This window comes from Geodermatophilus bullaregiensis (assembly GCF_016907675.1).
In the GTDB taxonomy this organism is placed as follows: Bacteria; Actinomycetota; Actinomycetes; order Mycobacteriales; family Geodermatophilaceae; genus Geodermatophilus; species Geodermatophilus bullaregiensis.
The window spans coordinates 4,638,890-4,651,381 of sequence record NZ_JAFBCJ010000001.1 but is presented as its reverse complement, the minus strand read 5'-3'; the positions used below and the strand labels follow the sequence as shown (position 1 = coordinate 4,651,381).

The 12,492-nt window shown below is 74.6% G+C and carries 10 protein-coding genes; 3 read left to right on the top strand and 7 right to left on the bottom strand.

Annotation, left to right across the window (positions count from 1 at the left end; genetic code table 11):
• Positions 1–2 precede the first annotated feature (2 nt).
• The gene (locus JOD57_RS22270) at positions 3–3,701 is read right to left on the bottom strand and encodes an efflux RND transporter permease subunit (protein WP_204694017.1); all 3,699 of its coding nucleotides are present in this window, start codon (positions 3,699–3,701) and stop codon (positions 3–5) included.
• Positions 3,702–3,918: 217 nt separating this feature from the next.
• On the opposite strand from JOD57_RS22270, the gene JOD57_RS22265 reads away from it, so the two are divergent.
• Genes JOD57_RS22265 through JOD57_RS22255 form a run of 3 tightly spaced genes read left to right on the top strand, consistent with a single transcriptional unit; the run spans position 3,919 to position 7,654 of the window.
• Positions 3,919–5,094, top strand: coding sequence for a sensor histidine kinase (locus tag JOD57_RS22265; protein ID WP_204694016.1), 1,176 nt, complete (start codon positions 3,919–3,921; stop codon positions 5,092–5,094).
• Positions 5,091–5,855 (top strand): response regulator, encoded by a 765-nt coding sequence (locus tag JOD57_RS22260; protein WP_204694015.1) that lies wholly within the window; start codon positions 5,091–5,093, stop codon positions 5,853–5,855. Before JOD57_RS22265 ends, JOD57_RS22260 begins: the two co-directional genes overlap by 4 nt.
• Positions 5,856–5,896: 41 nt before the next feature.
• Entirely contained in the window at positions 5,897–7,654 is a 1,758-nt protein-coding gene (locus JOD57_RS22255) for an SCO7613 C-terminal domain-containing membrane protein (RefSeq protein WP_204694014.1), read from the top strand.
• Between the two features lie 19 nt (positions 7,655–7,673).
• Here JOD57_RS22255 and JOD57_RS22250 read toward each other — a convergent pair whose 3' ends face one another.
• The 6 genes from JOD57_RS22250 to JOD57_RS22225 form a co-directional block, all read right to left on the bottom strand.
• The gene (locus JOD57_RS22250; RefSeq protein WP_204694013.1) at positions 7,674–8,864 is read right to left on the bottom strand and encodes a site-2 protease family protein; all 1,191 of its coding nucleotides are present in this window, start codon (positions 8,862–8,864) and stop codon (positions 7,674–7,676) included.
• Positions 8,865–9,122: 258 nt separating this feature from the next.
• Complete coding sequence (locus JOD57_RS22245; protein ID WP_204694012.1) at positions 9,123–9,515, bottom strand: metal-sulfur cluster assembly factor; 393 nt, start codon at positions 9,513–9,515, stop codon at positions 9,123–9,125.
• Positions 9,512–10,006, bottom strand: coding sequence for a Fe-S cluster assembly sulfur transfer protein SufU (gene sufU / locus JOD57_RS22240; protein ID WP_204694011.1), 495 nt, complete (start codon positions 10,004–10,006; stop codon positions 9,512–9,514). Before sufU ends, JOD57_RS22245 begins: the two co-directional genes overlap by 4 nt.
• Positions 10,006–11,337, bottom strand: coding sequence for a cysteine desulfurase (locus tag JOD57_RS22235; protein WP_204694010.1), 1,332 nt, complete (start codon positions 11,335–11,337; stop codon positions 10,006–10,008). The genes sufU and JOD57_RS22235 overlap by 1 nt, the downstream gene beginning before the upstream one ends.
• Positions 11,334–12,107 carry a Fe-S cluster assembly ATPase SufC gene (sufC, locus tag JOD57_RS22230; protein WP_204694009.1) on the bottom strand — a complete coding sequence of 258 codons (774 nt, stop codon included), beginning with the start codon at positions 12,105–12,107 and terminating at the stop codon, positions 11,334–11,336. Before sufC ends, JOD57_RS22235 begins: the two co-directional genes overlap by 4 nt.
• 15 nt (positions 12,108–12,122) lie before the next feature.
• Entirely contained in the window at positions 12,123–12,491 is a 369-nt protein-coding gene (locus JOD57_RS22225; protein ID WP_204694008.1) for a non-heme iron oxygenase ferredoxin subunit, read from the bottom strand.
• Position 12,492: the final 1 nt, after the last annotated feature.

The following is a 12,492-nucleotide window of genomic DNA, read 5'->3' as shown; positions in this document are numbered from 1 at the left end:
CGTCACTCACCACCGCTGATGCCCGCCTCCACGCCCACCAGCAAGGCGGCGCCCACGGTCACCACCTCGGTGCCGGGTGCGGGACCCGCGCCGAGCAGCGCCCGGTCGTCGACGATGTCGAGGATGCTGATCGGGGCGCGCTGGTAGGTCCGCTCACCGACCACGGCGAAGGTCCACGCCTCTCCCTCGTTGTCGTAGACGACCCCTCCGTAGGGGATGGACAGCCCGTCCGGCGACGTCGCGACCGCCTCGGTCTCGAGCCCGATGCGATCCCGGGCCTCCCTGGTGAGGGTGATCCGCCCCGGCTCGCCGTCGTCGGCCACTTCCAGCACGGCGGGCTCCTCGCCGGCCGCCGCGTCGGTTCCCTGCGCGGTCCCCGAGCACCCGGTCACGACCAGGCCGGCGGCGACGAGGAACGACGCGAGCCTGGCGGGGCTGCTGGTCATCACGGTGCTCCCTCGCTCCCGTCCCGTGCCCGGCCGGCCGTCGGCCCGCCGCGGGCCCGTCTCCTGCCGGACGCCCTCGTCCTCGTCGTCCTCCACGTCCTCGTCGTCCTCGCGGGCCTCGTGTCGCCCGGCGAAGACGTCGTCGGGTCCGCCGGTGGTCGGGGTCAGGGCCCCGACGGCCGGGAGGAGCGCGGGGACCAGGACGAGGACGACCAGCGTGGACGTGACCAGCCCGGCCAGCAGGGTGACCGCGAACGGGCCCAGCAGCTCCAGCCCGGCGCCGCGCGGCACGACCGCGGCCGGCAGGAAGGCCGCGGCGGTGGTGAGGACGACGACCACCACCGCCGGCGCCTTCTCCTCGACCGCCCGTCGCATCGCCGCGGTGGCGTCCCGCACGCCGGTCCCGGCGGCGAGCGCCTGCGCCCGGCGCACCAGGACCAGTGCCTGCCGGACCGCCAGCGCCACCGCGGAGGCGATCGCCGCGAGCACCGGCAGCGAGCCGGCGCTGCCCAGCAGCGTCCCGGCGGCGAGACCGCCCACGCCGGCCAGAGGCAGGCAGAGCACCAGCGCCGCGGCCCCGCGCCAGCTGCTCGTGGCCGCCTGCAGCAGCAGGAAGACCAGCCCCACGACGACCAGGACGGCCAGGACGAGCCACTGCTGCACGTCGGCGCGGTCGCCGGCGTCGTCGATCACCTCGGCGCGGTACTCGTAGGGGTAGCTGAGCTCCTGCAACCGGGTGGTCACGTCGTCCGAGACCTCACCGCGGTCCCGGCCCTGGACCCGTGCGGTGACGTCCAGGCTCCGGGAGACGGCGTCGTGCGTGATGACCGTCGGATCGGAGGTCTGCACGACGTCGGCGACGGCACCCAGCGGCACCTGCGCTCCGGACGGGGTGTCGATCAGCAGGGCCTCGATGTCGAGGATGCTCTGCCGCGTGGCCGCGTCGCCCCAGACGACGACCTCGAAGATCGCCTGCTGCTCGTAGAGGCTGCCCACCACCAGTCCGGAGACCACGGTGCTGGCGGCACGTCGCACGTCCCCGGGCTTGACGCCGTACTGCTGGGCGGCGTCCAGGTCCACGCGCACCTCCGCGACGGGCTGGCGGGGCTGCGGCTCCACCACGGGCGTGACCACGCCCTCCACCGTGGCGAGGGCCTCCTGCACCATGTCCGCCGTCTCGCGGATGGTGCCGAAGTCCTGGCCGTAGACCCGGACGACCAGCTCGTCCCCCCGGGGGTCACCGGCCGACGCCAGCCGGCCCTGCACGTAGGAGCGGACCTCGCCGGCCAGACCGGGGTAGCCGGCCACCGTCGCCCGGATCGCGTCGAGGGTGGCGGCGTGGTCGGCGTCCTCACCGATGGCGAGCCAGATCTCGCCGGCGTCCACGTCCACGACCGCGTCCCCGCCGACCGCTCGTCCGACGTGGGTGGCGGCGGACTCGACGCCGGGCAGGCCCCGCAGTTCCCCGGCGGCGCGACCGGTGATCCGGTCCATCTCGCCGAGGGACGTCCCCGGCGCGGCCTCGAGCCGGACCAGCACGTTGCGCTCGTGCGGCTCCGGGAGCACGCCATCGGGACGGAACTGGACACCGGCGACGACGCCCAGCCCGAGGAGCAGCACCAGGGCCACCACGGCGGGGCCCCGGCGCCCGACGGACGGCGCCAGCCGGTCGACCCCCCGGTGGACCCAGCCGGTGGACCGGGGAGGCGGGGCCGGGCGGGCGCCCCGCCCACCGAGCAGCGCGACGGCCAGGGTCGGCGTGACGACGAGAGCCACCAGCAGGGAGAGCAGGGCGGCGAGGGCGAAGCTCAGCACCGCCGGCCGGGCGAACGCACCGGCCGTCCCGCTCAGCAGCAGGAGCGGGGTCACGGCGACCAGGACGACGACCGTCGCGTAGGCCAGGGCGCCGCGCCGCGGGACCAGTGCGCCCGCGACCAGGGCGCCGACCGGCGAGTCCCCGGCCTCGCGGCGGCGGTCGAAGCGCGCGCGCAGCTCCAGCGCGTCCCCGACCGCGTCGTCGACGACGAGGGCCGTGACGGCGGCGAGCCCGACGACGGTCATGGTGGTGAGCGTCGTGTCCCGGAGGTGCAGCACGTACAGGGCACCGACCAGCGAGGTCGCGACCGAGACGACGGCGATGACCGCGACCCGCCACGAGGACGAGACCACGAGGACCACGGCGAACGCGAGCAGCAGGCCGATCAGCACGGCGAGGCCGAGACGTCCCAGCGCAGTGTCCAGGTACGCCCTCGGCTGGTAGACCGTGGGGTCGAGGGTGATGCCGGACAGCCCGGGCGCCATCGCCTCGAGCGCGGCCTCCACGTCGCGGCCGACCTGGGCCGTGTCGGCGTCCGGGAAGCGCTCGACGACCAGCACGAGCCCCTGCTCGCCGGCGGAGCTGGCGTCGCCGATCAACGGCGGGTGGTCCTCCCGGACGTCGGCGACGTCCCCGAGCCGGACGGGTGCACCGTCGGCTCGCTGGACGGTCACGTCGGCCAGCTGACCGGAGTCGGTGACGGGCGAGACGTGCTGGACGCCGATGCGCTGGTTCGGCGACTCGAGGAACCCGCCCGTGCCCGGCGTGGACGCCTGCACGAAGCTCAGCGGGGACACCCACAGCGCGTTGCCCGTGGTGGTGATGAGCTGGGTCAGCGTGACGTTGCTGGCGACCAGCCGCTCCGGGTCGATCCGCACCTGCAGCTGGCGGTCCCGCAGTCCCCAGATCGAGACGTTGGCGACGCCCGGGATGCTCATCAGCCTGGGCCGCATGTGCCACTGGGCGAGGACGGACATCTCGATGAGCGGGACGTCGTCCGACCGCATGCCGACCATGGCGACGCGGCTCGCGCTGGCCGTCGCCTGGATCATGGTCGGCGGGTGCCCGACCTTGGGCAGCAGGCTGCTGCGCGCCATCCGCTCCTGCACCAGCTGGCGGGCGAGGTAGAGCTCGGTACCCGTCTCGAAGGCCAGGTCGACGACCGAGAGCCCGGACATGGAACGGGAGCGGATCTCCGCGAGCCGCGGGATGCCGTTGAGCAGGTTCTGCTCCAGCGGGACGGTGATCAGCTGCTCGACCTCCAGCGCGGAGAGGCCCAACGCCTCGGTCTGCACCTGCACGACCGTCGGCTCGTACTCCGGGTAGACGTCGACCGTCGCCTGCTGCAACTGCACCAGCCCCAGCGCCAGCACCGCGACGACACCCGCGACCACCAGGCGACGCAGCCGCACGGCGGACCCGATCAGCCAGCTCACCATGGGTGACCCTCTCCGATCGGATCCGAGTCGTGTGGTGCTCCGCGCCGCTCCGGCGAACGGCTTCCCGCCCCGGACGGCCGGAGAGTGCGCGGCTGGACGCTAACGAGATCCCTTGCCCGTCCGCGTCCTCCTGCGGGACAGTGCGATGCGCACCATCCGGCGTCCCGGCGGGCACCACAGGGGGAGACCGGTGTCCTCCTCGGGGGAGGTCACGGGGATGAGGAGTACCGGCTCCGACAGCCAGAGGTCGGTGTCCGGAGGCGACCTCGTGCTGGCCGTGCTGGTGGCCGTCCTCCTGGAGATCGGCTTCACGGTCTCGCTGACCGACCACGACCAGGTGACGCTGCCCCCACCGGACCTGGTCGGGAGGTCGTTCCTGGTGGCGGGCGCGCTCGCGCTGGCCTTCCGGCGGGCTGCCCCGCTGTCGGTCCTCGCCCTGAACGGCGCGGCGGACGTCGCCTACCAGGCGTTCGGTCACCGCCCTGCACCGCTGCCCCTCGGCGTGCTGATCGCCCTGTACGCCGTGGCGGTCGCGAAGCGGCCGCTGCTCAGCGGCTCGGCCACGGCGGCGTACGTCGGTGCACTGGCGGTGGGCTCGTCCACCGGGGTCATGCCGCTCGACGACGACCAGTTCTACGTGTACCTCGTGTCGGTGTCGGCCGTCGTGACGGTCGGCTACGGCGTGGCCCTGAGCCGTGCGCGGACGACGCTCGCCGAGCAGCGGACCGCCGTGCTGGCACGCGAGCAGGACGGCCGGATCCGGTCGGCCGTGCGGCAGGAGCGGGAACGCATCGCCCGTGAGGTGCACGACGTCGTCGCCAACGACGTGAGCGTGATGGTGGCGCAGGCGGCGGCGGCCCGGCGGGTGTTCGACGAGCAGCCCGGGACCGCCCTGGACGCGCTGGCCTCGATCGAGACCGTCGGTCGGGACGCCGTGCAGGGCCTGCGTCGCCTGCTCGGGTTGCTGAGGACGGGCGACGCGGACACCGGGTCCCCGGCGCCGGCGAGCCTGCAGAGCGTGCCGTGGCTGCTCACCGGGCTGCAGCAGGCCGGGCTGCCGGTCGACCTGACGGTCGTCGGGACGCCGCGGCACCTGCCCGCCGCCGTGGAGCTGCACGCCTTCCGGATCATCCAGGAGTCGCTGACCAACAGCCTGAAGCACGCGGGACCGACGCGCGCCAGCGTCACGCTCACCTACGGCGAGGCGGCCCTGGGCGTGGAGGTGCGGGACCGGGGACGTGGGGTCACCGGGTCGACGTCCCTGGGCCACGGGCTGATCAGCATGCGCGAGCGGGTCGCGATGCTCGGCGGGGACCTGCACGCAGGCCCGGACGCCGACTCGGGGTTCCGGGTGACGGCCGAGCTCCCGATGGCCGGGGGGAGCGCCCGATGACGACGACGGTCGTCATCGCCGACGACCAGCCACTGATGCGGACGGCCCTGCGCACCTGTCTCGACGCCGAGCCCGACCTGTCGGTGGCCGGTGTGGCGGGCGACGGCGCGGAGGTCGTGCGGATGGCCGCGCGGCTACGGCCGTCGGTCGTCGTGATGGACCTGCACATGCCGATCATGGACGGCATCGAGGCGACGAGGCGGCTGGTGGCCATGGCCGGCGGGACGCCGGTCCGGGTCCTGGTGATGACCAGCTTCGACCTCGACGAGCACATCATCGACGCCTTGCGGGCCGGCGCCAGCGGGTTCCTCGTCAAGGACGCGACCCCGGAGGAGCTGGTGCACGCCGTCCGGGTGATCGCGGCGGGTCACGCCTTCCTGTCCCCCTCGATCACCAGACGGTTGCTCGACCTGCGCGCCGGCAGCATGCCGCGGATCGCGTCCGACGGCGCGGACCCTGCGGTCGCCGCGCTCACGGTCCGGGAACGCGACGTGCTGCGCCTCGTCGCGCGGGGCCTGACGAACCTCGAGATCGCCACGGCACTGGACCTGGCTCCGAGCAGCGTGAAGACGCACATCGGACACCTGCTGGCCAAGCTGCACGTCTACGACAGGGTGCAGCTGGTCGTCTTCGCCTACGAGCACGAACTGATCCGCCCGGGCTGGATCGAGCCGGAGGACGCAGCACCGGGCCCCGGCCCGTCGGCTGGTCACCACGGGCCCCACCACGTGGACCGCACCACCGACGTCCCGATCCGGTGATCGGCGCGCGTTCCGCCCCTCCCCGCCCCTACGGTCGGGGAGTGGGCGAATCCCGGCTGCCCTCGCACACCCGGCCGCTGCACGTGCTGCTCGGCGTCGGGGCAGCGCTGGTGGTGCTCGCCGCGCTGTCGGCCGTCGACGGCGGCGCGTCGGCCCGCTACCTCTCGCTGGCTCTCGCCGTCGCGGCCGCGGGCCTCTCGCTCGCCGCGGCGGCGAGCGGGCTGCGCAGCACCGGGGAGGCGCTCGCGCTCAGCGCCGCCGGCCTCGCCGGCACCGCCTCCTGGGGGTCGGGGCCCGGGAACGCGATCGCCCTCGCCGGGTTGGTGGCCCTCGTCCTCGCCCTGCGGGTGCTCGCGCCCACCACGGCCGGCTGGTCGCTGGCCGCGTGGGCGTTCCTGCAGCTCGCGGTGCTCCGGGTCGTCGACGCCGTCCCCGACCCGCTGCACCCCTCGCTGTTCCTGGCCGTCACCCTGGTCGGCCTGGGCCTCGCGCTCGGAGGACGGCGGCTCGTGGCCCGGGTCGCCCTGCTGACGACCTTCCCCTGGTGGGTCGCCGGCGTGGCCGGCGGTCTGACGACGGCGTGGTCGGGCGCGGGCGCCGCCCGGCACCTGGCGGCGCTGCTGGTGGTCGCGGCCGCCGCGGGGCTGCTGGCGGCGCGCCTGCGGACCGACCTGGACGCGCTGCTCGGCCCGCCGGTCGCCGTCCCGGTGCTGGCCGGCGCGGTGGCCGGAGCGGCGGTGTCCGGCTCGCTGGCCACGCTGGGCACCCCGGGCACCACCGCGGTGGGGTCCGCCGGTGTGCTGCTGGCCTCGACCCTGCCCGAGTACCTGCACGGCTGGCGCCGCGGGTTGTTCCGGCCGGTCGCGGTCGCCGCCGGCTCCGTCATGGCGCTGGCCGCCGTGGCGCCGTCGTCGGCCCGCGGCGAGTGGGGCGCGCTCGTCGCGCTGTTCCTGCTCACGGCCGTCCCGACACTCCTGGTCGCGGGACGGCGGTCCGGCGAGCGGGCGTCGGCGCTGCCCTGGGCGATCGGTTGCCTGGCCGCGGCCGCGGTGCTGTCGGTCCCGGCGGGCTGGCTGGGCGCGGTGCCGGCGGCCGTCGTCCTCACCGTGGTCTACGGCGTCGGGCTGCTGGCCGCCGCGCCGATGCCCGCCGCGGACCGGGCCGGCACCCTGGTCGCCGCCGCTGGGAGCGCGGCTGCCGCGGTGGTGCTCGTCGCCCTGCAGGCCGATCGGGACGTCGTGGCGCTGCTGCTGCTCGTGCAGGCCGTGGTCACCGTCGAGTGGGCGGTCTGGTCCGCCCGGCCCGTCGACGAGCACCCGCCGTCGTCCGCCTGGCGCGTCGGCGCCGCCCAGGCGGTCGTCGCCGTCTGGCTCGCGGTGTCCGGCGGCGACGTCCACGTCGTGGAGGCGTACACGCTGCCGCTGGCGACCGGGCTGCTGCTCGCCCAGGGACCGCGCCTGGTAGAGGCGGCGTCGTGGCCGGCCTGGGGGCCGGCTCTGCTGCTGGCCGCGGTGCCGTCGGCGGCGATGGCCGTGGTGCTGCCGGGTGCGGTCCGGCCCGTCGTGCTGCTCGTCGCCTGCGCGGTCACGATGGTCGCCGCCGCCGCGACCGGCGTGCGCGCGCCGCTGGAGATCGGCGCTGCGACGGCCGTGGGCACGACCCTGGCCCTGGCCCTCTCCGCCCTGGTGTGGCCGGTCGCCGCCGCCCTGCTGACCGGCGTCGCCCTGCTCGCCGTGGGCGCCCGCCGCGAGCTGTTGCCGACGCCCTCCTCCGCCTCGCGCCTGGCCGAGCTCCGCTGAGCGCCGTGCTGCAGGATGGTCAGCGCGGCCCGGGGTGGGGCAGCCGGGCGACGTCGGCCCCGCCCCCGGCGGAGGGGTGCCGGCCGGCGGCGGCCAGGTCGGCCAGCTGCAGGACCCGCGTGACGTCGCTCGGGGACACCACGCCGACCACGCGGCCGCCGTCGAGGACCACCGCCCGCCCGTCGCTGCACCCCTGCATCCGGCCGAGCAGGTCGAGCAGCGGCTCCTCCGGGCGGGCGGTCGGGATCTCCGCCGGCGGGCACGCGACGTCGCGCAGCCGCGTCGTCGCCCGGGCGTGCGCGGGCACCGCCCGGAGCCGGTTGAGGGTGACCAGGCCCACCAGCGCGCCGCCGCGGTCGACCAGCGGGTAGGTGCTGAACCGGTGCACGAGCGCCACCTCGTGCAGGAACTGCTCGACCGGCTGCTCCGGGTCGGCGAGCAGCACCGGGCCGCTCATCACCCGGCCGACGGCCAGCCCGCCGAGCCGCGCGGACGCGCGGGCGTGCTGCTCCTCGGCGGTCGCGGCGTTGACCAGGAACAGGCCGATCAGCGCCAGCCACAGTCCGCCGAGCCCCCGGCCGGTGACCAGCTGGAGGACGCCGAGGGCGACGAGCGCGAAGCCGAAGAACCGCCCGGCCCGGGACGCCGTCACCGCGGAGGACCACGGGTCGCCGCGCCGCCACCACAGCAGCGCCCGCAGTAGCCGCCCGCCGTCGAGCGGGGCCGCCGGGACCAGGTTGAAGAGGGCCAGCGAGACGTTGATGACCGCGAGGTAGTCCAGGACGGCCACGGGCAGCCCGCCGGCGCCGGCCAGCCGGGCCAGGACGGCGGCCGCCATGAACAGCGCGCCGAGGACGAGGCTGGTCAGCGGGCCGACGCCGGCGATGCGGAACTCCGCCCCGGGGGTCCGCGCGCCGCCGCGCAGCCGGGCCACCCCGCCCAGCAGCCACAGGGTGATGCCCTCGACCTCGACCCCGTTGCGCCGGGCGACCAGCGCGTGGGCCAGCTCGTGCGCCAGGAGCGAGGCGAGGAAGGCCGCCGCGGCCACCAGGGCGGCGGCGGCGTAGGCCAGGCTGCTGCGGCCGGGCAGGACCAGCGGGAACCGGCCCAGCGCCAGGCCGCCGGCGATGATCAGCACGATCACCAGGACGCTGGCGTTCACGCCGACCCGGATGCCGGCGATGCGGCCCAGGCGGAAGGTCTCGTTCATGCGGTGCTCCTCGGGCTGCGCGGGTGCGCAGATCGCTGGCGCCCTACCCGGTTGCCCGCCATCGACAACCTGCCTGCCCGTGGCAGGGCGGTGACGCGGGCGACGTCCGCGGCGCCGACGTGCCACGCGGTGCCCCGGACGACGGCTGCCCGCGCCCCGGAGGGCGCGGGCAGCCGTGAGGTCGTGACGCGGTGGAACGGCCCCTCCGCACGGCCCCGCCCCGAGCGTGCGCGGGGTGGGGGGCGGAGGAGTCCTGCGTCAGACGCGGAAGCCGAGCGCGCGCAGCTGCTCGCGACCGTCGTCGGTGATCTTGTCGGGGCCCCACGGCGGCATCCAGACCCAGTTGATCCGGATGTCGTCGACCAGGCCGGGGCCGGGGCCGCCGGTCAGGGCGGTGCGCGCCTGGTCCTCGATGACGTCGGTCAGCGGGCAGGCCGCCGAGGTGAGCGTCATGTCCAGGATCGCGACGTTGTCGTCGTCGACGTCGATGCCGTAGACGAGGCCCAGGTCGACGACGTTGACGCCGAGCTCGGGGTCGACCACGTCGCGCATGGCCTCCTCGACGTCCTCGAGCAGGGCCGACTTGTAGGCCGGCAGGTCGCCCGGCGCGCCGTCGGTGGCCGGGGTGGCGTTCTCGGTGCTCTCGCTCATGCCTGTCCTCCTGTTGGGGTGGCGGGATGGGCGACCGGCACGGGGGTGGCCGCCATCGCGCGGGCGGATGCGTCCTTGAGGGCCATCCAGCTCATCAGCGCGCACTTGATGCGCGCCGGGTACTTCGACACCCCGGCGAACGCCACGGCGTCCTCGAGCTCGTCCTCGAGCTCCTCCGCCACGGACGCGTCGCCCTTGCTCTGCATCAGCGTCATGAAGTGGTCGCCGGTGCCCAGCGCGTCGGTCACCGACTTCCCGACGACCAGGTCGTACATCGCCGACACCGACGCCTGGCTGATCGAGCAGCCCATGCCCTCGTAGGAGACGTCGGCGATCGTCTCGCCGTCCAGGTGCACCCGCAGGGTGACCTCGTCACCGCACGTGGGGTTGACGTGGTGCACCTCGGCCTCGAACGGCTCGCGCAGCCCGCGGCCGTGGGGGTTGCGGTAGTGGTCCAGGATGATCTCCTGGTACATCGACTGCAGCTGCATCAGGCGGTTGCCTCCTCCGGCGTCACTCCGAAGAAACGCTGCGCGGCCCGCACACCTTCCACCAGCGCGTCGACGTCGTCGTAGCCGGTGTGCACGTAGAACGTGGCGCGCGTGGTCGCCGGGACGCCGTAGCGCCGGACCACCGGCCAGGCGCAGTGGTGCCCCACGCGCACGGCGACGCCGAGGTCGTCGAGGACCTGGCCGACGTCGTGCGGGTGGATGCCCTCAACGGTGAACGACACCGCTCCCCCGCGCGCGACGGTGTCCGGCGGGCCGATGACGGTGACGCCCGGGATCGCCTGCAGCTGCTCGAGGGCGTAGCCGGTCAGCGCCTCCTCGTGCGCCTGCACCCGGTCCATCCCCAGGGCCTGCAGGTACTCGACGGCAGCACCGAGCCCGACCACCTGGGCGGTCATCGGCACGCCGGCCTCGAAGCGCTGCGGCGGCGGCATGAAGGTGCTGCCCTCCATCCGCACGACCTCGATCATCGAGCCACCGGTGAGGAACGGCGGCAGCGCGTCGAGGACCTCGTAGCGGCCCCAGAGCACGCCGACGCCGGTGGGCCCGAGCATCTTGTGCCCGGAGAACACCAGGAAGTCCGCGCCGAGGGTGGCGACGTCGACCGGCTGGTGCGGCACCGACTGGGCGCCGTCGACCAGCACCAGCGCCCCGACCTCGCGCGCGCGGGCCACGATCGGCTCCAGCGGGTTGATGGTGCCGAGGATGTTCGACTGCTGGGTGACCGCGACCAGCCTGGTCCGCTCGTTGACCACGGTGGCCAGGTCGGAGAGGTCGAGGCGGCCGTCGTCGGTGAGCCCCAGCCAGCGCAGCGTGGCGCCGGTGCGCTCGCACAGCTGCTGCCAGGGCACCAGGTTGGCGTGGTGCTCCATCTGGGTCACGACGATCTCGTCGCCCTGGCCGACGGCGTACCGGCGGAAGGACGGCTCCTTCGCCGTCGCGGCGTTGGACAGCGCGTAGGCGACGGTGTTGATCGCGTCGGTGGTGTTGCGGGTGAACACCACCTCCTCGACGGCGCCGCCGATGAAGTCCGCGATCCGCGCCCGGGCCGCCTCGTAGAGGCCGGTGGCCTCCTCGGCGAGCTGGTGGGCACCGCGGTGCGGAGCGGCGTTGTGGTTCTCGTAGAAGTCGCGCTCGGCGTCGAGGACGCTGCGCGGCTTCTGCGAGGTGGCGCCGGAGTCGAGGTAGACCAGCCGCTTCCCGTCGCGCACGGTGCGCGTCAGGATCGGGAAGTCCGCCCGGATCGCCTCGACGTCCAGCGGCAGCGGGGCCCTCTGCGCCCCGGTACCGGGACGCGAGACGGTCTGGGTCATGCGGATGCGACCTCCGGAGAGCCCTTGACGTAAGCGGCGTAGCCCTCGTCCTCGAGCTTGTCGGCCAGCTCCTGGCCGCCCTCGTCGACGACCCTGCCGTTGACGAAGACGTGCACGAAGTCGGGCGTGATGTAGCGCAGGATCCGCGTGTAGTGGGTGATCAGCAGGACGCCGACGTCACCCTCCTCGCGGGTGCGGTTGACGCCCTCGGAGACGACCCGCAGGGCGTCGACGTCGAGGCCGGAGTCGGTCTCGTCGAGGATCGCGATGCGCGGCTTGAGCAGCCGCATCTGCAGGATCTCGTGGCGCTTCTTCTCACCGCCGGAGAAGCCCTCGTTGACGTTGCGCTCGGCGAACGCCGGGTCCATCTCCAGGCCGGCCATCTCGGTCCTGACGTCCTTGACCCAGGTGCGCAGCTTCGGCGCCTCGCCCTTGATCGCGGTGGCCGCGGTGCGCAGGAAGTTCGACACCGAGACGCCGGGGACCTCGACCGGGTACTGCATGGCGAGGAACAGGCCGGCGCGGGCGCGCTCGTCGACGCTCATGGCGAGGACGTCCTCGCCGTCGAGGGTCACCGTGCCGCCGGTGATCGTGTACTTCGGGTGCCCGGCGATCGAGTAGGCCAGGGTCGACTTGCCCGACCCGTTCGGGCCCATGATCGCGTGGGTCTCACCGGAGCGGACGGTCAGGTCGACGCCCTTGAGGATCTCCTTGGCGTCGTCCCCCTCGCCCACGGTGACGTGCAGATCGCGGATCTCCAGCACGGACACTTGTCTTCTCGCTCCTCAGTTCGCGGCCCGGTCGTCGGCGGAGGTCAGGGGGCGCGTGCCGTCGGCGTGCGTGTCGACGTACACGTCCTCCCCGTCCACGCGGACCGGGTAGACGTCGACCGGCTCGGTGGCCGGCAGGTTGGTGGGCTCGCCGGTGCGCAGGTCGAAGCACGACCCGTGCAGCCAGCACTCGATGGTGGGGGCGCCGCCGAACTCCTCGACGTCGCCCTCGGACAGCGGGACCTCGGCGTGCGAGCAGACGTCCTGGATCGCGTAGACGCCGCCCTCGAACCGGACGACGGCCACGTCGACGTCGGCCAGCTCGACCCGCAGCGCGCCGTCCTCCGGCACCTCCGAGAGCCCGCAGACCCGCTCGAAGGCCATG

Bases quoted from the DNA above. Each gene is read 5' to 3' on its own strand.
- JOD57_RS22260 (WP_204694015.1), top strand. From the start codon at position 5,091: ATGACGACGACGGTCGTCATCGCCGACGACCAGCCACTGATGCGGACG.
- JOD57_RS22235 (WP_204694010.1), bottom strand. From the start codon at position 11,337: ATGACCCAGACCGTCTCGCGTCCCGGTACCGGGGCGCAGAGGGCCCCG.
- JOD57_RS22270 (WP_204694017.1), bottom strand. From the start codon at position 3,701: ATGGTGAGCTGGCTGATCGGGTCCGCCGTGCGGCTGCGTCGCCTGGTG.
- JOD57_RS22245 (WP_204694012.1), bottom strand. From the start codon at position 9,515: ATGAGCGAGAGCACCGAGAACGCCACCCCGGCCACCGACGGCGCGCCG.
- JOD57_RS22250 (WP_204694013.1), bottom strand. From the start codon at position 8,864: ATGAACGAGACCTTCCGCCTGGGCCGCATCGCCGGCATCCGGGTCGGC.
- JOD57_RS22225 (WP_204694008.1), bottom strand. From the start codon at position 12,491: ATGGCCTTCGAGCGGGTCTGCGGGCTCTCGGAGGTGCCGGAGGACGGC.
- sufU (WP_204694011.1), bottom strand. From the start codon at position 10,006: ATGCAGCTGCAGTCGATGTACCAGGAGATCATCCTGGACCACTACCGC.
- JOD57_RS22265 (WP_204694016.1), top strand. From the start codon at position 3,919: ATGAGGAGTACCGGCTCCGACAGCCAGAGGTCGGTGTCCGGAGGCGAC.